Annotated in this window: 12 protein-coding genes, 2 tRNA genes and 1 rRNA gene; 4 read left to right on the top strand and 11 right to left on the bottom strand. The window is 55.2% G+C overall.

Translation table 11 applies throughout. The features are described from left to right. Positions 1–6 precede the first annotated feature (6 nt). Positions 7–504, bottom strand: a complete 498-nt coding sequence (locus G494_RS0104740) for a TlpA family protein disulfide reductase (RefSeq protein WP_028583611.1) — start codon at positions 502–504, stop codon at positions 7–9. A gap of 52 nt (positions 505–556) precedes the next feature. Continuing rightward, a complete protein-coding gene (locus G494_RS0104735; RefSeq protein ID WP_028583610.1) occupies positions 557–1255 on the bottom strand; it encodes a cytochrome c biogenesis protein CcdA in 699 nt (232 codons plus the stop codon). 317 nt (positions 1256–1572) lie between these two features. Between G494_RS0104735 and G494_RS21915 the strand changes: the two genes are divergently transcribed. Continuing rightward, on the top strand, positions 1573–2736 hold the full coding sequence (locus G494_RS21915) for a (Fe-S)-binding protein (RefSeq protein WP_051305387.1): 1164 nt from the start codon (positions 1573–1575) through the stop codon (positions 2734–2736). 487 nt (positions 2737–3223) lie between these two features. Here G494_RS21915 and G494_RS0104715 read toward each other — a convergent pair whose 3' ends face one another. The 5 genes from G494_RS0104715 to G494_RS0104685 all read right to left on the bottom strand — a co-directional run bounded on the left by G494_RS0104715 (position 3224) and on the right by G494_RS0104685 (position 9675). Beyond that, positions 3224–3931, bottom strand: coding sequence for a hypothetical protein (locus G494_RS0104715; RefSeq protein ID WP_028583609.1), 708 nt, complete (start codon positions 3929–3931; stop codon positions 3224–3226). Between the two features lie 299 nt (positions 3932–4230). Then, positions 4231–5865: a hydantoinase/oxoprolinase N-terminal domain-containing protein gene (locus G494_RS0104710; protein ID WP_028583608.1), complete on the bottom strand. Its 1635-nt coding sequence runs from the start codon at positions 5863–5865 to the stop codon at positions 4231–4233. A 272-nt stretch (positions 5866–6137) separates the two neighbouring features. After that, positions 6138–6213: transfer RNA gene (locus tag G494_RS0104705), tRNA-Asn, on the bottom strand. A 925-nt stretch (positions 6214–7138) separates the two neighbouring features. Continuing rightward, positions 7139–7831: an outer membrane beta-barrel protein gene (locus tag G494_RS0104695; protein WP_028583607.1), complete on the bottom strand. Its 693-nt coding sequence runs from the start codon at positions 7829–7831 to the stop codon at positions 7139–7141. 1445 nt (positions 7832–9276) lie between these two features. Beyond that, the gene (locus G494_RS0104685; RefSeq protein ID WP_153305761.1) at positions 9277–9675 is read right to left on the bottom strand and encodes a hypothetical protein; all 399 of its coding nucleotides are present in this window, start codon (positions 9673–9675) and stop codon (positions 9277–9279) included. Between the two features lie 254 nt (positions 9676–9929). Here G494_RS0104685 and G494_RS0104680 point away from each other — a divergent pair. After that, positions 9930–10007 (top strand) — tRNA-Pro (locus G494_RS0104680). Positions 10008–10253: 246 nt separating this feature from the next. Here G494_RS0104680 and G494_RS0104675 read toward each other — a convergent pair. The 4 genes from G494_RS0104675 to G494_RS0104655 form a co-directional block, all read right to left on the bottom strand. Then, positions 10254–11186, bottom strand: coding sequence for a radical SAM protein (locus tag G494_RS0104675; RefSeq protein ID WP_028583605.1), 933 nt, complete (start codon positions 11184–11186; stop codon positions 10254–10256). A 1239-nt stretch (positions 11187–12425) separates the two neighbouring features. Then, entirely contained in the window at positions 12426–15290 is a 2865-nt protein-coding gene (locus G494_RS25125) for a zinc-dependent metalloprotease family protein (RefSeq protein WP_051305386.1), read from the bottom strand. A 946-nt stretch (positions 15291–16236) separates the two neighbouring features. Continuing rightward, complete coding sequence (locus G494_RS25120) at positions 16237–19029, bottom strand: PAS domain-containing hybrid sensor histidine kinase/response regulator (protein WP_051305385.1); 2793 nt, start codon at positions 19027–19029, stop codon at positions 16237–16239. 101 nt (positions 19030–19130) lie between these two features. Further along, positions 19131–20318, bottom strand: a complete 1188-nt coding sequence (locus G494_RS0104655) for an epoxyqueuosine reductase (protein ID WP_028583604.1) — start codon at positions 20316–20318, stop codon at positions 19131–19133. Between the two features lie 649 nt (positions 20319–20967). Between G494_RS0104655 and G494_RS0104650 the strand changes: the two genes are divergently transcribed. Both G494_RS0104650 and G494_RS0104645 read left to right on the top strand, forming a co-directional pair. Further along, a complete protein-coding gene (locus G494_RS0104650) occupies positions 20968–22347 on the top strand; it encodes a sodium-dependent transporter (protein WP_035245502.1) in 1380 nt (459 codons plus the stop codon). A 766-nt stretch (positions 22348–23113) separates the two neighbouring features. After that, a 16S ribosomal RNA gene (locus G494_RS0104645) occupies positions 23114–23298 on the top strand; the annotation flags it as partial.

Below are 23298 nucleotides of genomic sequence, written 5' to 3'. Positions count from 1 at the left end.
AAGGGTTTATTGAGCAGCTCCTTGGAGGAGCTTGAAATTCTCGGCGCTGATCTCCGGGACTCCGTAATGTTTGTACTGGACGATCCCCTCACTGTCGGCCACGATGATGGTGGGTACCCCCCGGACCAGGTAGCGTTTGGTGATATCGTTGCTGCTGTCAAAGACCACCGGATAGTCCATCTTGGTCTTTTTGATGAATTTACGGGCCCGCTTGAGCGAATCGTTGAAGCCGATGTTTATGCCGATGAATTCCATCCCCTGTGACTGATACTGTTCCTTGAGCCGGTTGACCTTGGGGACCTCGGTCTTGCAGGAGGGGCACCAGGAGGCCCAGAAGACCAGCATGACCGGTTTTTTGCCGATGATCTCGTCCATGTTGATGGTCTTGCCATCCATGTCCTGCTGGTTAAACGATTGCAGCCGGTCGCCCAGTTGCACGGCCATGACGGTGCAGGGAAGGAGCAGCAGGAAGAGGAGCAGGGCGGATATGCGACGTCGTACCATGGGGTTACCTCTTGGATAGAGTGGTATAGAGTGTGTTGGGAGAGGGCATGGTCTAGAGAAAGGACATGCCTGCCTTGATGAAAAAGTATTCTGCCAGGGCGATCATGACAAGTCCCATGGCCTTTTTGATCCTGACCATCCAGTTGCCGGACCTGGGGATGGCGGTCAGAAAGCTGGAAAAGGTACCCACTGCCAGCAGCAGGGTTCCCATGCCCAGGGAAAAGAGAAAGAGCAGCAGGGCGCCCAGCAGGATGTTCTGGGTGGTGGCCACATAGGCCAGCAGAACCCCCAGCACCGGGGCCGTGCAGGGCCCTGCAATCAGGGCGGATACAATGCCTGCCGCGAACACCCCGATAAGGCCGCCGCTCTTGAGGGTGAAGCGGTGGCTGAGGTAGGGCAGGGAAAAGACCTCCAGCATGGCCAGGCCAAAGAGGAGGATGATGTTGCCGACGATCAGAAAGGTCAGGGGGTGGCTGTTGACCGTACCGAAGAAACGGCCGGTGGCCGCAGCAAAGACCCCCAGCCCTGCATAGGTCAGGGCCATCCCGAAGACGTAGGCCAGGGAGAGCATAAAGCCGCGCAGCCTGGAGCCGCCCACATTGGAATGGCCCACGACCCCGGCGGTGATGGGGATCATCGGATAGATACAGGGGGTCAGGCTGGCCAGCAGGCCGCCCAGGTAGGCAATGACCAGGGAGAGCAGCAGCGAGGTCTGCAGGGTGGTTTCAAGCTGACTGAGTAAGGATTCCATGGTGACCCGTTGTGGATTGGCTGATGTTGATGCTCGGCTGACGCCTGCAGTGGTGACAGGGGAGGACTGCCTCGGCGGCAAGCCCCCTGCAGGCGAAGAACGGATAATAGCCGATGAGCTCTTTTTTGGCTAGCTGCGATCAAGGGCTCCAGGAGTTGAACCGTCAGCCGCTCGCTTGGAGGGCAGCTTGAAAATAAGATCTCACGGTTCAGGATACCCTCCAGTCCCTCTTCCCCCTGCACCGCCTGCAGAAGGGCTGGCTGTGCTGAGTCATGTTTGATAATAATTCTTTGCAGGAGAATGTAAAGGGGCAGATCATGAACAGGGAAAGCTACGCCAGCGCAGCCAGTGCCGCCCGCTCAGGGCAGATCCTGGATCACTGCACCGATTGCGGCAGATGTTTACAGGAATGTGGGTTCCTCCGCCGCTATGGCAGCCCCCTGCAGCTGGCAGGGAGATTTATGGAGCAGCTCGGCACTGCTCGGCTCGCCTACCAGTGCAGCCTCTGCGGGCTCTGTACAGCGGTCTGTCCTCTTGAGCTGGATCCCTGCGGGATGTTGCTGGAGCAGCGGGTGATGGTTTCGGCCAGGGGCCAGGGGCGGTGGTTCCGGCACCTGCCCCTGCGCTGGTATGAGGGCTGCGGCAGCTCCGCCCTGTTCAGCTGGTACGGGTTGCCCGAGGGCTGTACCACGGTCTTTTTCCCGGGTTGCTCCCTGGCCGGCAGCCTGCCGGAGCGGGTGGTGGATATCTTTCAGCAGCTTGGCAGTCGTATCCCCTCCCTTGGCCTGGTTCTCGACTGCTGCCATAAACTCTCCCATGACCTGGGTGAAGAGCAGGCGGCCCGTGCGCACTGCCACCAGATGCTTGCGGAGCTGGCCGCCCGGGGGGTTGAGCGGCTGCTGGTCAACTGTCCCAGCTGCCTTGGCCTGCTGTCGGCTGAGGATGCTGGGTTGAGTATAGGAACCGTCTATGAGGAGTTTGCCGCAGATCCCGGCTGGCCGGAGCAACGTTGCCACCAGGGGCTGGTCACGGTCCATGACCCCTGCAGTGTCCGCACTGCTGTCCCCCTGCAGCGGAGCGTGCGGACCCTGTTGGCCCGCTTGGGGCTGCAGATCGAGGAGATGGAGCACCATGGGGCCACTACCCTCTGCTGCGGCGAGGGGGGCGGCGTGGGCCTGATCAATCGGGAGCTTGCCCTGGAGTGGGCGCAGAGGCGGCATCAGGAGGCGGCCGGCAGGAGGATCGTCACCTACTGTGCCGGCTGTACCTCGTTCTTGTCGCCCCTGGGCCCGGTCAGCCATCTGATCGAGCTGCTCTTTGCGCCTGCCCCGGTCCTGGAGGGGGAGGTCTCCAGGCAGGGTCCTTCCCGGACCTATCTCAACCGGCTCGCTCTCAAGCGGCGACTCAAGCTCCTCTTTGAGGACGGTGTCCAGGGGCGGCGGGGCCCGGGAGGGCGTCTCTGCTGGAGCCGGAGCCGCTGAGTCCTGGTCCTTCAGGGGCTCTTGAAGGATGAGATTTCTCACCCTCAACAACATGCCCGTGCAGGCAGAGATCCCGATTAAGAGTGCTGTCTCCTTCCTCCAGGACCGGCTTCCCGCCTGCGCCGGCGTGAGAGCCAAGGGGTGAGCCAAGGGAGGGGAGTGCCTCCGCTGTTCATGCCTTGGGCGATCCGGATGGAATCATTCTTCTGCCGTCATGCCCGTTCCTCTGTCGTCATGCCCGCGGAGGCGGGCATCCAGGTTGCTTCCGCAGCACCTCTCAACTTCAACAGTGGTCTGTGCAGGCAGAGATCCGGATTAAGAGTGCTGTCTCCTTCCTCCAAGACCGGCTTCCCGCCTGCATTGGCGTGAGAGCCAAAGGGTGAACCAAGGGAGGGGGCCCCCGCTGCTCATGCCTTGGGACATTGAAATAGAGCCGATTTTCACCATAACGCAGGGGGTGAAAGAAAAGGCACCCTTAAGCTAAGCTTTAGAAGGTGTAGTGGAGCATGATCGAGCCCACCGGATAGTACTGAAAGTTTTCTAGGTCCTCCTCAATGGCCCTGCGCTCCGATTCCAGGGCCTGGACCACCACGGGGTCGTTGGTGTAGCTGTCCAGGGGGGCGTCGGCGCTGGCGGTGAGGACAGAGACCTGGGGAGAGCCCTGGAAGAGCACGCCCAGTTCCAGAGAGACGCCCCAGCCCTGGCTTCGCTCCTGGTTGCTGTTCCAGCCGATTCCCAGGTAGGGGGCAAGGGTGTTGAACTCTACGCTGCCGTGAACCTTGACCGAATCAGCCAGGGGCGCGGCAAAGGCATACTCCGGGGGGATGGCATAGTCCTGGAGCAGGGTATCACGGCGGGGAGAGCCGGTGAGGCTGATGGTATTGTCGTTGATAAAGAGCCCGCCGGTCAGCCTGAAGCCTGCGCTAAAGGGATACCAGTCCAGGAGGATGGAGCCATTTTTGAATTCCGGTTCCATCTCGTAATCGATGTTGGAGATGGTGGAGTCAAAGGAGAACTTGAGGTAGTTGGCCCCGCCACGGAGGTGGATCGAGTCGGTGAGGCCCAGGTCGACCTCTGCGCCGCCTCCCAGGGTGCCGGCCTTGGCGCCTATGGCAAGGTTGCCGGATTCGGCCTGGACCTGGTTGAGCAGGATCAGGGAGAGTGAGCAGCAGAGCAGCAGGTATCTTGGCAGCATGTTCATTCCTTTGGTGAGTGATGGACGGTATAGAGGGATCGTAAGGTGAGTCCAAAGGAATGCACATTCCGGGCCAAGGAGGCCTTTCCTGGCTTTATGTTGTGATTTCTGCTGCTTGTTCGAGGACGGGCCAGAGGCCGGGGAGCGGCTGCAGCCAGCGCAGGCCAGCCTGGTCAAAACTTCGGCACCCGAGGCAGGGGGCAGGCGGCGCTCCTGCCGGACAGCCGCTACGGGCTGTCCGGTGGCTGGGAGCCTTGCTGGAAGAGACGCCGGTCGGCCCTGAGCCGGCGGGTAGGAGTTCAGGCCTGGGGCTGCTCCATGCCGATCAGGGCGGCCCCGATGGCGTTGCCCACCTCAAAGTGTTCCGGAAAGGAGACCGTGGTCTGCAGGCGGCGGGCGATCTCCGGGAGGAAGTATTGGGCTGCAGCGCCGATGCCGATGATGGGCAGGTTAACGGCGAAGTTGACCGAGAAGAAGGGGTTGCTCCGGCGGTTGAGGAGCATGGTGGCCTGTTCCGGGCTCCAGGCGGTGCGTGCCAGGTAGGTCAGGATGATATTTTCAATGGCCTGACTGGCGGCGTGAACCACCTGCAGGCAAAAATCCTGGCTGGATCGTCCCAACTCTGCAGCCAGGGCGACTGCGCCCTGCTCGCTGGCTGTGCGGTTGCCGATCTCCAGTTGGCCGAGGGCGTGGAGGGCATCGGTGGGGGTAAATCCGGCCAGGGTGACCTGCTGGAGATAGGCCAGTCGTTCCAGCCGTTTTTCCAGGGCAATCCCCTGAATACCGGTGGCTGCAGCCAGGGCGCTGGGAGTGGTCGGCCCTGCGGCCAGGAGGTGCTGCACGATCGGGTCGTTTGCCGACTCCTCGCCGGTCCGCTCCACCGGCAGCGCCAGGTAGGAGTCGTTGCGGCTATGGAGCCACTCCGTCGGCTCAGGCAGGCCCGGGGTCATGGCCAGGGGTTGTACCCTGGTGGCATGGAGGGTTACCTGACCCTGTTGGTCACAGTTGACATGGCTGTCCCCGCCGCCGGCAGCGGTATACATGTCCACGGCATCCACATGGGTCTGCCATCGGCCGATGCGGCAGCCCTCGCTGCTCATCACCGGGCTGCCGTCCTTGATCAGGCAGATATCGGTGGTGGTACCGCCCACATCCACCACCAGGGCGGTCTGCTGATCTCCCCGGGCACCGAACCTGGCCGTGGCTGCAGGGCCGCTGGCCATGGTCAGGGCCGAGCGTTCCACGGTCTCTTCCAGGGAGGCGCTGCTGCCGTCGCCGCAGATAATGGTGACCGGGCAGTGCAGGCCCAGCTCATTCATGGAGCGCTGGATGGAGTTGAGAAAGTCGCTCATCAGGGGCTTGAGCTTGGCATGGAGGCAGGCCGTTGCCGAGCGCTCCTTGATCCCGGGATGGGAAGAGACCCGATGGGAACAGTAGACCGGTTTGGGATCGATCATGGAGATCGCCTTCTCGGTGACCAGCTCATGGGCCGGATTCTGGATGGACATCGCCCCGCAGACCGCGTAACTGTCCACCTCGTCCTGGAGTCCCTCCAGGGTGTCTATGATGCCCTCCAGATCCAGGGGCTCGTCCTCCTCGCCGGTGATGGTGTGGCCGCCTTTAAGAAAGATGTTGGCCACCACCGGTAATTTGAAGTGACGTACGTAGCCCAGCACAAACAGGGCTACCCTGGCGCCGTGTCCTTCCACCACGGCATTGGTGGCCAGGGTGGTGGAGACGGCCAGCCGGCTGATCGCGTCGGTGCTGATCCCCTGTCGGAGAAGCCGGCCCAGGGCCCGTCCCACACCGATGCTCAGGTCATGGTGGGTGGTTCGCTCCTTGGCGTGGTGGATTACTTCTTGGCTGGCCGTGTCCAGGAGGACGGCGTCGGTAAACGTGCCTCCGGTGTCTATGCCTATACAGTATCTACTCATGGCTGAAGTCCTGTGGAAAACGATGGCAGGATATTTGTTGCCTGGGGATTGTGGGATAACTCGCTGCTGCTGATCCTGGGGGCTTGAGACTCTGGCACTCAGCTGCCCCGGAGTCGCTGCGCAGGCACTATAAGAGATAGTGTGATACCACTCTTTTTAGGGAGTATCAAGGGAAGGATGGGAACCGGTGTGATCCCATGGGGGGAGGGGTGCAGCAGACGGATGGGAGGGCAAAAAAAAAGCCCGGTCAAAACTGACCGGGCTTTTTAAACTGGCTCCTCGGGAGGGACTCGAACCCCCGACAGGGTGGTTAACAGCCACCTGCTCTACCAACTGAGCTACCGAGGACCACACTTTTATTTCCAAGTGGCTAAGGTTTCGTTTCTGTTGGCTGTTTTTGCTTTTCAGGTCTGTCTGTAACTACCTGAAATTGCATTGCCGAAACCTTGTGTCTCGCTCATGGTGGACGGGAATATATATGGAGATCTGGCAGGTGTCAATACTTTTTTTTAGCGGCAGGCAGATATTAAGAACTCCTTAATATCTGCCTGCCTCCCAGATGCGAGCCTGGAGAAAAGACGATGCCTTCCGCCTTGGAACCATTTTTCCCGTAGTGATAACCTTTTGGCATGCCTCCAACAACAGATTTCTTCAGCCCTGGAGTGCATTAAGACTCCCCAGGCGCCCTGGCCATTGGCAATCAAACCTGGGGCAAGGTGGGACTCAACGGCCATTGCCGGGTTGCGATCTTGACTCCGGGGCACCTTGGAAAATTGCCTTTCAAGCTGGCCTCAAGGGCAACACTCGATGGCCAATGGCAAGATGCTCTGGCGTATCAACGGTGAGATCAGGAAGATGTCGGCCGCAGCCGGGGATGGCGACAAGGAAGAGGAGCGGAGATACGGGTAAGAGGATCTATCCGGATCTCCCAACCCATGAGCAGGGAGGGGCTCTCCCCTCCCTGCCGTCACTCTTTGGCTGTCATTCCCGGGCAGGCGGGAATCCAGTTTTGGAGGAAGGGTGCAGCACCCTTAACCTGGATGCCCGCCTGCTTGGGCACGACGGTAGAAGCGCGGGCATGACGGCAAAAGAATGGGTCTATCCCAATCTCCTAAAACGCAGGCAGCTGGGGGGTATAGTTGAGTGTCTATAGCTGAGCTCCTGGCTGCTCTGGCTGGAGTTTGGCCGTTATTATGGGTCAATCAAAACAGCGGGAAGCAATAATTGCTTCCCGCCGTTGACTTTCTCTTGCTTCAAACAGAGTATGGGGTCATTAAAACACAAACCCCACGCCAAGGGTGACTACATGGTTGCCATCGCTGCTGGTATCTTCGATCTCGTTAATGGACAGCTCGTCAAAAAACCATTCATACCGATATTTTACCATGATGTAGGTGCTATCGTTGACGAACGATTTGAAACCGACCTGCGGTCCCAAGGTTCCTGTTGTGTCGTTTTCATTGTAACTAGCGCCGACGAACGCTCCGATAAATGGCTGAAAGGTATCGTTGTCTGTCAATCCACGGAAATGATAGTTCACATAGGGAATGGTCGAGGCGACCCATTGATCGTCAGCGTCATCAATAATGCTGTATCCCAATGACTGCATGATACCGAGTTCCCAATTGGCGCTGACAAAATAGCCGTATCCCAAATCGAGGTTCACTGTACCCACATCAGCGCCCTGTGAATGGTTGAAGCTACCGCTAAGCTGCAGGGTACTGTCACCTTCGCTCTGGGCTGCCTGGACGGGAATGGCCATTCCTGTGAGCATCATGGACGCGCCGATCACCGCAGCCGCAAGATAATATTTTTTCTTCATCCTTTTTCCTCCTTTTCTCTTGTGGGTCCTGAACAGGCTGCCCAGGACAATGTATTCAAAAGGTACCGGGACCTGTTCCTTGGCCTCGGATCGTTCGACATCGGAATGCGTATTCAAGAGTCCGGCAGTACCAGTTTCGTTCATTGAAAACTCAGGAGAGGTGTAATGCCTCTTTTTTAAGCCGGGTCAAGATGATTCCATTTTACGAAGGATTTGTATATCCAGCGAGTGGGCAAGGCTGTGATTGAGCTGAAGCCCTTGCCTTGACCATACTATTTGGGCTGCGGCACGAAATGTTCCAGGCTGCTCTACTGTAATTCAAAGCCTGTTGTCTGTAGTTTGCTACAGCTCGGCGCCTGTTTGTTAGTTTTGCTGTATTGTACCTGTCTGTTGTAAGTGTAACTTACTGGATAATACTTCTGTCATCAATGAAACACAAATAATCTTTTAATATTAATGGATTGTCTAAAGGTGAGAAGGGCTAGGGGAGAATTCGGGGGAGCCTTGGGGTCAGGTTTTTCTTGGCTTCAGGCTATCTTGAAAAATGAGATTTTTCGATCAAGGTCAAGGCGCACGATAAATTTAATCGTAGGCATATATTTGATACTCCGGGGATCAATTTTTGAGCGCAACGCCGAGATTGGAAGAAATACATTTTTTTCAAGGTGGCCATTAGTTGCGTGGGGCTTCCCCTCCCGGGCGTTCATTTGCCATGGCAATCATTCTCGTGCAGGCCGGAACCCTGTATTGGAGGCGCACATGAAGCGCCCTCTGAGCTATATCATTCCGGCGAGCAAGGGGTTATGTCCACTCTGGACCGGTGTGACCGGCGACCAGCCAGGTTTGTTTGGGAAGATGAAAAGAATGAAGCAGAAGGCTTGAGCTCAAGAGCAAGAGAAAACGGGTCAAAAATGGCGTGGAAGCTGACGGTGTGGGACAGGGAAGAAGTAAACCACCAATGTGATGATCAATGTGATGATATATATGGGGCCTTACTGTAAAGACCGTCATGCCCGCCTGCGCGGGCATGACGGTAAGAGCGCGGGCATGGCGGCAAAAGAGTGGGTGACACATTCATAATGAATTCTTATTGCCTGTAATACCCAGCAGGGATTATCTGTCTATGTGGACAGTGGCTTGATTTTATATCTCTTTTCACATCAGAGAGACGGCTTGGGTTTCAAGAAAACCAGGACCTGTCGCTGTGCCGGGAAGTTCGATCTGCCTCCCGGGGGGAGTGATAAATTGCGAGAAGCAGCGCTGTATCATTCACTTGGCAATCTGCCTGTTCCGGATTTTACCCATAGATTTGTCTGAAGAGGCGGAAAAAAATACCCATGGTTTTTTAGCCTGAAGCTGGGCTTCAATCTGTTCCCGGGTAACCTGTTCAAGAGATTCTTGCGTCTTTGAACAGGCAGCTTTAGGTCTCAACCTTGTTGGCAGGGGAGGGGATCTGCTGAACCCTTTTGGTAAATTCGAGTATAGCAGGTTTTTTTGACTCGCCTGCTCATGCCCTCCTGTGATCTTTCCGAGAAGGCCTGTTGAACGGCTCAGTCCAGGTAAGTCCGAAAAAACAGGCGCTGGGGTTATCAGGGGGTAGCGCTGAAAGGTCGGGAGACGACTTGGATCCAGATATCTTTTCCCTGTTCCAGGATCGAGGCATCGACCACCGAGAGCTTGATATGGTTGTAGTGCTTTTTCTTGCGGGCGATCAGCTGGCGGAGGTTGTGGCGGTACTCTTCCCCGTCGCTGAGGCCGGGATTGTTGAAGCAGTACTCCTCCACCAAAAGCTTGAGTTTCTGCTCGATCTCCTCGTCAGGAAACAAGGCCAGGTTCCAGGCCGTGCAGGCACAGTTCAGGTAGGATTGCCTGGACTGGGTGTCCTCGGCGGTGGCCAGGTAGTCTGCGGAAAACTCGGTGATGATCTGAGAGATCCGTTCCTCGTCTTTATGCTGTATCTTTTTCTTGATCTTTCGGAGTTGGCTCATGGGCTGACATCCACTGTGGTTGAGAGGGGTAAGATCCTGATGATAGGCTGAGTTGGAACAGATGTAGCCAATAGCAGCGGCCTTGACAAGGAAATTGAGCAGGAGGATGGCCCCCGGAGAGGCAGCTCTTTCTGCAGGATCCTGCCTCAGCCCTGTTAATCGCATTTTGGACTGTGCCTGGCAGGAAAAGGCTTGCGTTCCTGGTGAAGATGGAGTAGATAACCGGGGCTCTCAAAAAACAAACGTTTTTTCGTCGGGGCGTAGCGCAGCCTGGTTAGCGCGCCTGCCTTGGGAGCAGGAGGCCGTAGGTTCGAATCCTACCGCCCCGACCACATAGTAGTTTAAAAGCCAATCACTTATATAGTGGTTGGCTTTTTTTTTAGGATTTTTCAGGTAGGATGCAGCTAGTGGAATTTCCATCTGTCAATAGCCAATTGCTTGTAATGTCAATAGGTGGGGTGATGTTTTCTGTCGAGTATTCTCTTGAATATAGAGGTGAGCTTGGCCCGACACCCCTTAGAGTATTGAGGCGATCCCCGGAGCCCTCTCGCTGTTATTGCTGAGCAACAGAAACGATCTCAGTGTCTTCCCAGGAATCTGCTCCAATCCTTTCTGTCCAGCCTGGTCAGGCCGACATCCCTGGCATAGCTAAGGGCGGTGTCATGTTCTTCTTTGCTTATCATCCTCCCCAGCTGTGGAAACTCGAAGGCCTTGCCGCAGGGGCGGTACTGATCCATGATATTTGTATATGTTCTCTTGGAAAGCTTTGCAAGAAAGGTGAGTATTGCCTTTGTCTCATCGAGACAGTCCGGCATGACCAGATGGCGGACAAGAAGGCCGCCGGTGGCAATACCCTGGTCATCGATTCGGAGATCCCCCACCTGACGGAACATTTCAGCAACGGTTTTTTGAGCAGCCTCCGGGTAATCGGCTGCATTGGTGAATTTCCTGGCCGACTCTTTTTTCCAGAACTTAAAATCAGGCATATAGATATCGATGATTCCATCGAGCAGGCGGAGGGTCTCCACCGAGTCGTAGCCGCTGCTGTTGTAGACCAGGGGGAGATTGAGTCCCAGGGGAACAGCCTCAACAAGGGCGTCCAGGATTTGAGGGACCACATGGCTGGGGGTAACGAAATTGATGTTATGACAGCCCTGTTCCTGGAGCTTGAGCATGATGGCCGCCAACTGCCCGGGGCCTGCCTCGACACCCTCGCCAAGATGACTGATTTCATAGTTTTGACAGAAGACGCAGCCAAGATTGCAGGAACTGAAGAAGATCGTTCCGGACCCGTTGCTGCCGACAAGGGGGCTCTCTTCGCCAAAATGAGGGGAGTAACTGTAGACCCTTGCCAGGGCCCCGGTCCGGCAGATACCGAGTTTTTTTTGCAGACGATCAACCCTGCAGCGGCGTGGACACAGGGTGCAACACCGGAGGATCTTTCTCGCTTTTTCAGCGCAGGATTGAAGTTCGCCTGAGTCAAATTTCTTTACATAGGAAGGTGGCGACATCTCTCTGCCTCAGGGAAAGGGTGGATTAAAGGAGTCGGTCAGCTGACACCTGTTTGTGGGGGCAATCTCTTCTCATCTTTTTTTTGGCTCTTGTTTTGTCTGTTCAAGGTCCAACTGCATTTCATGGATGCGCTCTCTTTCGGTCTCTTTATGTGGCTGCTGAAGCAAGGGGTGAACTCGCTTTCGGAGAGCTTCGCTGGCCGCAACCCTGCGCAAGGAAATTTTGACGATACTTGGCCGCTTCTGACAGGATAACACCTGCTCAGGAGTAAGAACCGGATAGAGGAGAGGGTGAGGTGATCAGCCTGTCAGAGGAGTATCATTAAAAAAAATACAACACAATGCCTGTTGGTACAAGGAGAGTACGATATCAATATTGGCTCAGGCGCAGCGAGGTGTCCCTGTGCGATTAGAGGAAGGGAAGGTGGGGCAGGTACCGTGACAGCGTATTTCCTGGTCAACTCTTCTGGAATGAAGATGTTCTCAGATTATCTTCAATGGCTGGGAATCCTGAGGACACGGGGAAGGCGCTTGATGAAGGTGCAGAGAGTCTCACCGTGGTGTTAGGAACATAAATAACAACCTGGTCAGGTATGATACCCCGCCCAAATTCCAAGGTATGAGCAGCGGGGGGCTCCCCTCCCTTTATTCACTTTTTGGCTGTCATTTCCTCGCAGGTGGGAATCCGGTCCGGGAGGAAGGATGCAGCATTCTTAAGCTTGATCTCTGCCTGCGTGGGCATGATGTTGAAGATGAGGAGTAGAGTGGGAGCAAGCTGGATGCCCGCCTGCGCGGGCATGACGGCAGAGGCACAGGTCTGACGGCAAAGGAGTGGCTCTATCCAAATCTCCCAAGGTATGGGCAGCGGGTGGCTCCCCTCCCTTTATTCACTTTTTGGCTGTCACGTCAGCGCAGGCGGGAATCCGGTCCGGGAGGAAGGATGCAGCATCCTTAAGCTTGATCTCTGCCTGCGTGGGCATGATGGCAGAGGGGCGGATCTGACACGGCAAAGGAATATAAAGAGAGGGTATGTGCCTTTTTTTTGGGGGGGGAATGTGGATAGTGAGGGGGCCTTGTTGGGCGCTGTTCGGCGCAGGAGTGGTGGGATAGGTGGTAGATGGTTGAACAGAGAGCCTGTTGTAAGGGTGGATAATTATCCCATGCACCATGGAGGGTATGGTGCATGGGATAAGGCTTAGCAGCTCATGTCGGTTAACTCCTCGATTGCACCGTTAACGCCTAGGGTTTGCTGATGGTGAGCTGTCGCTCTCCGCTGCTGTCGTCGTTTAAGGTGTCGTGAGTCAGGTCGGTGATGCTGAAAGTGACCGATCCTACATTGCTTTTCAGGTTATTCTTCCGTATCTCGCAAAGGCCGCTTTCAGTTAGACAGGAGCCGCTACCGGTAGCCCCTCCACTCCAGGTCCCGGTGACCGTAGCGTCATTCACCTGCCCGCCCCCGTTGTCGACAACAGTAATGGAGACTGTCGCGTTCCATTTGTTTCTGATTGCTGCAGCATTGCCGTTCAGGCCTGATATAGACATGGTCGTGGGCGCGTCTGGATCGATGACGGTGATGGTCAGGCTGTCACTCCCGGTAAGGCCGGCTGAGTCAGTGGCGGAGGCCGTGATGATATGTTCACCCGGTGAAGAAGGTGATACGGTGGTGTTGGCGCCGCTTCCCAGGGGACCGTCTGGGTCGCAGCTCCATGTAAGGCTAGAGGAAAGATCTCCATCCTCTTGGTCGTTGGCTGTTGCAATGAGTGTGATTGGGGTATCGGGCAGGTAGGAACTGCTCTCCGTTGGTTCAGAAATGGTCACCGTTGGTGGCTGTTCACCGGGGTCACCTTCAGAGGTGATACTCAGATAATGAATATCAACACTATCAGCACTGCTGTTGCCTGGGGTGGCGTCGGTGTCGATAACCTTAACCAGGACCGTTCCGCTGGTTCCAGGAGGTAGAACTGTCGATACGTTGTGGATGCCGCTGCCGTTTTCTGCAATGGCGAAGGGGGTGAATGGTGCTCCGTCATCAAGTGAATAGAAAAACTGGAAATCGTCATTTTCACTGTTTGGCGCTGCCTCAGCCATCAAGCCCAGGGTCACCACTGCTCCCGGCTCCACCCCGGTAATGGTCCAGAGATGCTCCAGCCGGCTCACCCGTTTTGAGGGCCTGCCGCCCTGGTGCGTCTCACTCAGGCGCTCGATGCCGGCCTCAACGGTGGTATCCAGATAAGAACCGCCGCTGACAAGGCCCATGGTCGTGAGCTCGCTGCTTGCCGTGGCTATGGCGGGCAGATCTATGATTACCGGGCTGGTGCTGTTGGACAAGGCGGAGCCTGCCCCGTTAAGGGCCTCAAGCTGATAGCTGTAGCTACCGTTTGTGAGATTATTGTCGTCGTAGCTGAAGCTGTCGCTCGGTAGGGTAGCGACAAGCTGAGCAGGTTCCCCGTTCCTTTTCCTGAAGACCCGGTACGCCGATTCGTTGCTCTCTGGAGAGGCGTCAGGGTCGGTCCAGTTGAGGCTGATGGCGTTGTCTCCTGCAAGCTGCGCAACTACATCGTCGGGAGCCGTCGGGGGCTCGGTGAAGAGGGTGTCGGCCGGAACAGTACCGCTGATAAAATACTGGCCGAGGCTTCCATAATCACTGTAGCCATTAATGGGCGGCGTTCCAAAACCGGTGTTTTCGATCGCAAGAATATAGCGGCCAGCGTCCACTGTCGCCGTTATGGCAGCATTGGTCTCGTCGGCAGGGTTATCTTGGAGAACAACTCCGCCATATTCGTCATAGAGCGTTGCCTTGAGATCGATATTCATGCCCCGATTGGCGTCAGGGGTCGAAAAGGCATCCAGCCATGCCGGGGTCACTGTCAGCTCTATCAGTCCGTCTGCAACGCCTATGGAGAATAGGTCTACGTCCCAAACGTCTTCGATTAAGCCTTTATTGTTTGGGTTGAGGTTGCCGGGATCGGTTACAGGCGTGGTAACTTCGATGAGGGTCCCGCCGGTGCGCACCAGAGGGGTCGCATTGGAAAAATCGAGATCCTCATGATCGTCGTTTCGGTAGCTTAACTTGGAGCTGATGATGAGCAGGTCGTCCTGCAGGTTGTTGGCATCGCTATATTCGCCTTTGCTCCATTGGGTGATCTGGGCATAATAGCCAACCCCCATGATGGGTGCCCAGTCAGTGGCTCCGCTGCCGTGTCCGCTGTAGTAGGCCGAGCTTGAGGTCCCGTCGTGGGACAGACCGAGGTTGTGGCCAAGTTCATGGGAGGCTGCTTCAGAGATGTTGTGGGGGCTGTGGCCGAGATTTTCCGGAAAGACCAGAGCCGGCTGGTAGTAGGGGTAGTTGCTCAATCCCCACACGTTTACATAGGCGACCCCGCCGGCACCGTCACCGTAAATAGGATTATTATTTTGATCCAGTCTCGGGGAAATCAGGATATGGCCGGTGTTGGCATCGAAGGCCGCCGGCTCCTCGGTGGTGACGTCGATGTCAAAGGGGGCCAGGTCTTCGGCGACACGTTTCCATACCTCGGCAATGTCTTCCAGCTCTGTGGTGGTGAAGGTGGAGGGGTCACTGTCTTTGGAGTAGGGGAGCATGATGAGAGGGTCTGTCGATCCGTTCCAGGCCGTACCGCTGACGACATGGCCGTCCATGTCCAGGTAAACCGTCCGCGATGCCCCGGGTTTGCTGTGCAGGCTGAAAACATCTCCCTGGGTGATCTCGCTGGGTAGTGGAGTCGATTCCGTTGGCTCGCTTTCGGGAAGTATGACGCCGATGGGGGGGTCGACATAAAAAATGTTGCCCCTGGGGTCGGCGTGAAGATGGGCCACATCATTGCCTGGAAAGCTGAACCCCTGGAGGCGACGAAGGGCACGGGCCTGTGCCTTTGGGGGAAGGGTGTTGAGTCTGTCGCGTAACTGCCCTGGGGGTAACTCGTCAATCAGTTGGGGGTGCCCCATGCCAAAGGATCGACGGTTTGAGTTGGCTGATTGGGCATCGACTGAAGTCGCGCCAAGGAGACAACTGAAGCCGGCAACAACAGCCGGCAGGACAAACAGCCTGCGAAAAGAAAAACAATGAACAAGATCATAATGTGTCATGAGGTCATACCTCCTCTCCCCGATGTACGATAAAGGCCACCTTGAAAAATTGCTTTTTCTTCCAGTCTCGGCGTTGCACTCAAAATTTTATCCTCGGAATATCAGATGTATGCCTGCGGTAAAATTTATCGCGCGCCTTGACCTTGATCGAAAAATCTAATTTTTCAAGGTACCCTAAAGTATGAGGGATAGATGCATCCCTCCGCCTGGTCTTCAACAGCTCTGTCCAGCTTTGCTCTCAACTAAGAATGGATAGGGAAGGAATCGTGCCTCTGTGCTTCCCTCCTGGCGCCTGAGGTGCGGCCTGAGGTGTGCGATAAGGCCTTCCCAAAACCTTGAGCCGAGAGCATGGATTGAGTCAGGATCTCTGCCTCTGTTTGAGAGTAGCGCTCGGAATCTCTTTCCCCTTCCCGGTTGCCTTGGAAAACAGTGGATCGTCCCCAACAGTGCCACCTGTTTTCTATGCAATTATTGTTCCTCTTCAGGAGGATGATTTGGAAGGATGTTCCGTCCGGGAAGAGCTGGAAAATCTGAACAGTACGCTAATTCTGCTGTGCAGCGCCACTTTCTCCCCCAGGGATGTGGTAACCAAATCGTATTACGAATTGGTGCCTCGGGGCTGTGCTGGCGACGACGGCTCGACCCCTGTTCGGCCAGAGAGGGTCTTCAGGTGGACGGCACTGGGGCTCTGGGAGGTCAATGTGCACCTTGGTTAGCCCCGCCGGTACTGCCCCTGACTGATCCGAGTGTTGACTGAGCAGTTGGAGCTATTCGGGGTGAGCTGAAGAGAGCTTCTGCAGGGATAACACCATTATCCTGGAGAGACGCTTCCCTGGTGGCCTTAAAAGATGACCATGGGGTTGGTACCGATATCCGACAGCTTAAGCCTGGAACAGTCGACCAGAGGGGGCTTGATCGCTCACACTTATACTCCGGTTCAAGATTGTCATCTACCGTCCATCACCGCTCGAATGGTCTCTGCAATGTGCCGTTTTAAGATTGGTTTCAAGATATATGCCCGGATGCCCAGGGCAAGGGCCCTGTCGTTATCCATATTGGCACTGAATCCGGTGCAGAGGATAATGGGCAGGTCCGGCCGTATCCGGATAAGCTCTCTGGCCAGATGCTCACCTGTCATTTGAGGCATGGTCATATCGGTAATGACAAGGTCAAACCTGTCTGGTTGTGCCTTAAAGAGTTCCAATGCCTCGATGCTGCTGGTTCTGACAACGACATCGTATCCCAACTGTTCAAGGAGTTGTCTGTTCAGCTTCACAATGGCAGGCTCATCGTCAACGAACAGGATGCGTTCGCTGCCGGTGGGGATGGGCTGCTCGCTTTCGACCTTCAGCCCCGATGCTTCTCTGATTGCAGGTAGGATAACCTTAAAGGAGGAGCCTTTCTCCGGTTCACTCCCGGCGAGGATAATGCCCTTGTAACTATTGACAATGCCATGGACAAGGGAAAGGCCCATGCCGGTACCGTGCCACTTTTCCTTGGTTGTAAAAAAGGGGTCAAAGATTTTTTCAAGGACCGCAGCAGGCATGCCGTGGCCCGTATCCCTCACTGTTAAGGTGATATATGCGCCTGGCTGGAGGTTCGGATGGCGAGCGCTGAACTCTGAGTCACGCCCTCCGTCAGACAGGCTGACCGACAGGACCCCTCCGCTCTCCTCCATGGCGTGGGCTGCATTGGTGCAGAGATTCATGATGATCTGATGAATCTGGATCGCATCACCCCTGACCAGGGCATTGCTCTCGATGCTCTGCTCAATCACAATGGTTGAAGGCAGAGAGGCCCTTAGCAGCTTAAGCGCCTCTTTTACAACATCTTTTATGCAAACCGGCCTTTGCTCCTGATCTGCCTGGCGGCTGAAGGTAAGGATCTGTTGAACCAGCTCCTTTGCGCGATTTCCTGCCTTTAAAATTTCCTGAAGATTGTTATGCGGCCTCCCTGTTTTTTGGGCATCTTCAAGGGCCAGTTCCGTGTAGCCGAATATTGCTGAAAGGATATTGTTGAAATCGTGCGCTATGCCACCGGCTAAGGTTCCTATGGCTTCCATCTTTTGAGCCTGTTGAAGCTGGGTTTCCAATTTTTTCCTTTCTTTTTCTGCATCCATTCTTTCGGAAATATCGCGAGTTACCCCTATGATTCCAGTCACCTCGTTTCTGCCGCCCCTGATTACGCTGGCTGTGATTTCCACCCACTTCGTTGTTCCATCCCTGCAGTATACCGCTGGTTCCAGGGTTATTGGCCTGAACGTGGCACCTGTTGCCGAGCCCTCTTTTTTAACCTCCTCTGAGATCAAGTGGGTTACCAGTCGCCAGGAGTTGGGGGTGAAGCTCTCTTCAAAGGGCATTGCCGTGAACTCTTCAGGGGAATAGCCTTGGATTCGAGCTATTGCCGGGCTTACATATTCCAGTGTCAAGGTGTCGGTGTTTAATATCCAGAGGGCGTCGGCAACATTATCTGCCAGAAAACGATATTTTTCTTCACTCTTCTGCAGTAAGGTCTCGGCCTGCTTTCGCTCTGTTATGTCTTCGGCAATGCCAACGATGCGACTCACCACCTCGTTTGGCTCAGATACGACGAAACCCCGGTCTGATAACCAACGCACCTCTCCGTCGGGACGGACGATGCGGTATTCACGGCTGTGTCCGCCGCCGGTCTCCACGATGTTCTGAAAAGATTCAAGAGCGTATTGAAGATCGTCAGGATGAATACTCTCTGTCCATTGCTCATAGTTTTCCAGCAGCGATTGAACCGAGCGTCCCCATATCTTTTCGTAGGCCGGACTCACGTAAACCACCCTCTGCTCCGACCAGTCGAAAATCCAGAAGACCTCTTGGATATTCTCGGCCAATTCTCGAAAGCGATTCTCGCTTTGCCTTAGGGCCTGCTCTGTCAGCTTACGAGCGGTGATGTCTGTGAGCGTACCGATGTAGACGAGAACCTCATCCCCAGTCCCTCTGACCGGAACGATATCCCCCATGGTCCAGACGACCTTGCCCTCTGGGTGAACCCAGCGGTATTCCTGATGAAATTCTGTGCGATTTTTTATGGACTTGGCCCATTCTCTTGTCACCTGTTCACGGTCCTGGGGATGGATGGCCGGTACCCAATCCAGGTTAAGGGCCTCCTCTGCAGGGATGCCGATCAGTTCTGCACATTTATTATTAATAAAGACAGCGTTGCCCTGGGCGTCGTTGAGGAATATCCCAACCGGTGAACCTTCGGTTAACAAACGGAATTTCTCTTCGCTCTCCCGCAAGGCCTGCTCCGCCTGTTTGTGCTTGGTGATATCTGTTGCGATCCCTTCAATAACAATTTCGCCGCTCTTTTTTTGTCTCCCTATTGAGCGATCACGGAACCAGAGCCAATTCCCTTTCGCATCTTTGATTCGATATTCAATTTCAAATGGTTTGCCGCACTGAAAATCTTTTATGGCTGTTGCCACGCGATGACTGTCTTCCGGATGGATGGAGTTGCGCCACAGTTGCGGATTTTGGAGCAGGTGGGATGGAGAATGGCCGAGAATGGCTTGGACCTTGGGTCCATAGTAGGTTCCCCCCTTGGTGGTTGAGTAGGAATAGATGAGATCAGGTATGCCCTCAAGCAGGGTACGATACTCTTCTTCGCTCTCCTTGAGCGCCTGCTCGGTTCTTCTGTGCCTGAGTTGGTCCAGCTCCAGCTCCTGGACCCGTTGCGCCAGTTCTTCGTAACTCGGTTTATCAGCCATGATTACGATCCAGGTTTTCTAAGGATGATGTAGAGGTGCAGTCAGGTGGATGAGGTCTGCTTGCCTGCTGCACTTTTGAGCTGCAACTTCTGCTATCTGCGTCATTCAGTGGGGTCACTCTTTTCCTCCGCTGACCTGAGCTGTTGACGGAGGTGGGCGATTACCTCCCGATCCAGGGGGAATTGGCCCGGCCATGCTCCAGACCTTGCCTCGCCAGCCCTCTGTTCATCGTGGCTGAGGACCACGCCCGGGCCGAATGGCGTCGCTATTTCGACAGCTTTTTCATCAGCCACCTTGTGGGAACCGTCCAGGCTCAGGGCGGCACAGCCCGAATTGATAATCAGCCTGTGGTTGGCTCGTCGCTCCTCCCGGCTGGGGGCACAGACGCAGCGGCAAAAGCCGCAGACTGTGTAGTAGAACCAGTCAGGAGTAAAGATCGCCTGCCGGTAGTTGGTGAAGCTGTTGTTGGCATCCTGCATCTGAGGATCCGCCTTTTGCAAGCGGATGCAGAGTGCATCAAGCTCCTCTCGCTTCTCGGGCAGAGGCTGGGGCAGACGGTAAGGGCTCCAGTTGGACCAGGTTGAAGAGCTTGCCAAGCCCTGATAGCCGCTGCAACCGATCCAGCAACAGCTGTTTGGCCGCTTGCGGGATATGGTCTCTGTCACGCCGGCAACGCTCACCTGGTGTGAAACCTTGGCCTGGATCATCTCCACCGGACAGACCAGGCTGCACAGCTTGCATCTGTCGCAGGGATGATCGTGATCCGGAATCGGTGCGTCGGGACTCAGCCGGGCAGAGGTTATAACGCTGCCCAGCTCCACCAGTGCGCCGTACTCCCTGGTGACCAGGTTGCCGCTCCAGCCCAATCGACCGATCCCGGCAGCGAGGGCAGCATAGCGGTGGGAAAAATCAGGATGAAACTCTGTCATCTCTGTGAGGTCGGCAGCGGCATCTTCCGGGCGGTAATTGTTGTTGAGGTCGACGTTGACGGCATCATGTCCCCCTGCTCTGAGCTCTTCGCTAAGTCGGTCACCAATGGTATAGAGTCTCTGGGCGATCGCCTTGCGGTTTTCGCAGTGGGGCCGCCAGCTCCTCTTGGCGATGAAGTCCTGGACCATATCCCGGTCCAGAGAGAGGGCAAAAGAGATAACCGAGTTGGCAGTGGGCAGGAGGTAGCGTGGATCAGCAGAGGGGGGACCGTCAAAAAGTCGATCTCTGCTGGTTATACCAACTAACTTGGCGCCCAGGCGCAGGGCCAGTGATTTTAAGTTCGTTTCCGTAGAGTCCATGGGGCAACCTCGCTGGATCGAAAAAAGAGTAAGGGGAATACCTATAGTATTCAATGCTAGACATTGAGCTGGTCATTGGCAAGCTGGGCAGAGTCGCAGCAAGGCATGATCCTGCTTTTTCTGATTGTACTTGAGAGACAGGGTTTTTAACAGGGGTTGAGCTGAACGAGCCTACAGTTATGCAGTGTTTCGGCCGCTTCTCCGCTGTTCAGCTCGCATGATCATGGGGAAGAAGTATCTCGTCCAACTTTTACTTGAGCACAGCAACTTGACCCATGGGTAAACGGTGTTGCTGTTCACCGACACAGGAACGGTCGTCCTGGCCTGATGCGGTTGGCTGCAACCGCTCAGCTGCCTGCTCCTCCTTTGAACGGGAAAAGAGCAGATTAGGTTAGGTCTGAGAGTTGAATGAGGTGGGGAGAAACGATCTGCTTCTGGCTGGTTGCGCTTTATCGTCTTGTTGCTCCTGAAAAAAACTGGTAGTCTGTCTCTGAGCTCTTCCTTTTGATATTATTGATTTTTTCTGTTGATCATAATCTGTCAAAAGTGGGGGCTTTTCTGTTTAGATCTTCGTAAAGTTAGAGGTTTTATCTTGCTTATGACGCCCGGTTTCGAAGCCTGCGTCAATACCAGGGAAAAGGAGTCATCCATGGGAAGCCAACCATCAGCAGCAGTAGAGAATCCGAGCGGCCGCATATCTTTCAGCAACAGACTTTCCATCATTGCTGTTGCCGCAGGTTCGGCCATCGGTTTGGGAAATATCTGGAAATTTCCCTATATCGCCGGGGTTAACGGCGGAGCAGCCTTTATCGTCGTCTATCTGGCCTGTATCTGTATCATCGGCCTTCCGGTCCTGACCTCGGAATTCATCATCGGTCGTCGTGGTCAGAAAAATGTCATCGGTTCTTATGTCCGCTTGGCAGGGAAATCCAGTCCCTGGCTCACCGGTGGCTTTATCTCCCTGTTTTGCAGTGCGACCATCCTCTCCTTTTACGGCGTGGTTGCCGGTTGGTCATTGGAATATATCGTCAAGGCGCTGACCAATTCCTTTGCAGGGAAGACACCCGCAGAGGTTGGCGGTCTGTTCGGCAGTTTTGTCAGCTCCCCGCTCAAGCCCATCATCTGGCAGCTGGTCTTTATGGGCATAACCGCGGCTGTGATCTGTGCCGGCGTGAAAAAGGGGATCGAGCGATTCTCAACGGTGATGATGCCGCTCCTCTTGGCTATCATTGTCCTCTTGTGCATACGCTCGGTGACCCTGCCTGGGGCGGAGAACGGCATTGCCTTTCTCTTTAAACCCGATTTCTCAAAACTGAGTGCTGCCGGGATGTTGGATGCGCTGGGGCATGCCTTTTTTACCCTGAGCCTGGGGGCGGGCACCATGATTACCTATGGGTCATACTTTAATAAGAAGGAGGGCTTGGCGGCAACTGCGGTCCAGGTATCTGTTGCAGATACGGTCATCGCTATCTTGGCTGGTGTGGCTATTTTTCCGGCCGTGTTTTCCTTCGGTCTCGAGCCGGGAGCAGGTCCGGGGCTGGTCTTTGTGACCCTGCCCAATGTCTTTGCCCAGATGCCAGGTGGCTACTTCTTCTGTATCCTCTTCTTTGTCCTGATTGCGGTTGCAGCGCTCACCTCCTCGGTATCCATGCTGGAGGTCGGTGTGGCCTATGTAACCGAAGACCTCGGCATTGATCGTGTCAAGGCCACCCTGCTGCTGACCTTTCTGATTTCCTTTGTCGGTATCTTCTGCTCCCTCTCCTTTGGACGCCTCAAGGAGCTGACCTTTTTTAGTAAGAATGTCTTTGACCTGGCCGACTTTTTGGTTTCCAACATAGGTATGCCTCTGGCCGGAATGTTGTCCGTGCTCTTTGTTGCCTGGGGCTTGGGGAGAACCAATGTGGAAGATGAGATGTCGTCCGGCGGGAGCGTTCCCATCGGTTACCTCAGTGCCTTTATGATTGTTACTAAGTACCTGGCACCTTTGGGGATTGCCATAGTCTTTCTCCATTCCCTGGGTATCATTTAAGGCCAGCTTGAAAGATTGCTTTTTCTTCCGGTTTCGGCCTTGTGTTCAAGGTTATATCGTCGGAATATCAGGTGAAGGTCTGCGGTGCAGTTTGTCGCGCGCCTGGACCTTGATCGAGAAATCCACATTTTCAAGGTAGCCTTACGGTGAGCCTGAATCGTTCTTTTGTTCCGGCTTGGCTGGTTCGGGTCTCTTCCGCTGCCCCCCTGAGCAGCCTGACCGGCAGGCGCGGGGGCTCTGTTCCGCTCCCTGGATCCTCTCTTAGCTCGTCTCTCGGTATAATGACCTAAGAATAAAGGGTATATTTTCCGATAAATCGGCTGGGGTTGAGCCGGCCGCTCTCTGTCGTGGCGAGAGCACCGGGAAAAAAGTTCTCTGGCACAGGATTAGCTGTTGACAGTCTGGCCAGAGTCATGTAGTTTCCCGCCTCGTTGCTGCAGCAGAGATCATCTGCTGGCAACAAAAACGAGGGCAGCTGAAAGAAAATGATTGACAGCAGCTCTCAGGCAGTGTAAAAATTGCCACCCCGGAGTCACGAGCAACACGGCGGCCGGGGAAAACGACACGCAGCGCAAACAAAACGTTTGACAGCGAGTCGGGAACAAGGCAGGCTGCGTTTCTGCCGGCCGGAACAGCAACCGGCAACAGCGTGCCGCTACCGGCGCGATCTTGATCTTTGACAACTGAACAGTAAACGAGCGGGCCAAAGTAACATTTGGTTTGAGAAGTAAACAAGTCCAATCGATTTGTGATTGGTCAGGATATTAAACTGGAGAGTTTGATCCTGGCTCAGAACGAACGCTGGCGGCGTGCTTAACACATGCAAGTCGAACGAGAAAGAGTTCTTCGGAACTCGAGTAAAGTGGCGCACGGGTGAGTAACGCGTAGATAACCTGTCTTTATGTCTGGGATAACCCACCGAAAGGTGGCCTAATACCGGATGTGCTTATT

It is taken from the genome of Desulfogranum mediterraneum DSM 13871 (assembly GCF_000429965.1).
In the GTDB taxonomy this organism is placed as follows: domain Bacteria; phylum Desulfobacterota; class Desulfobulbia; order Desulfobulbales; family Desulfobulbaceae; genus Desulfogranum; species Desulfogranum mediterraneum.
The sequence above is the reverse complement of the archived record's forward strand: the minus strand, read 5'-3'. Positions and strand labels throughout refer to the sequence as shown.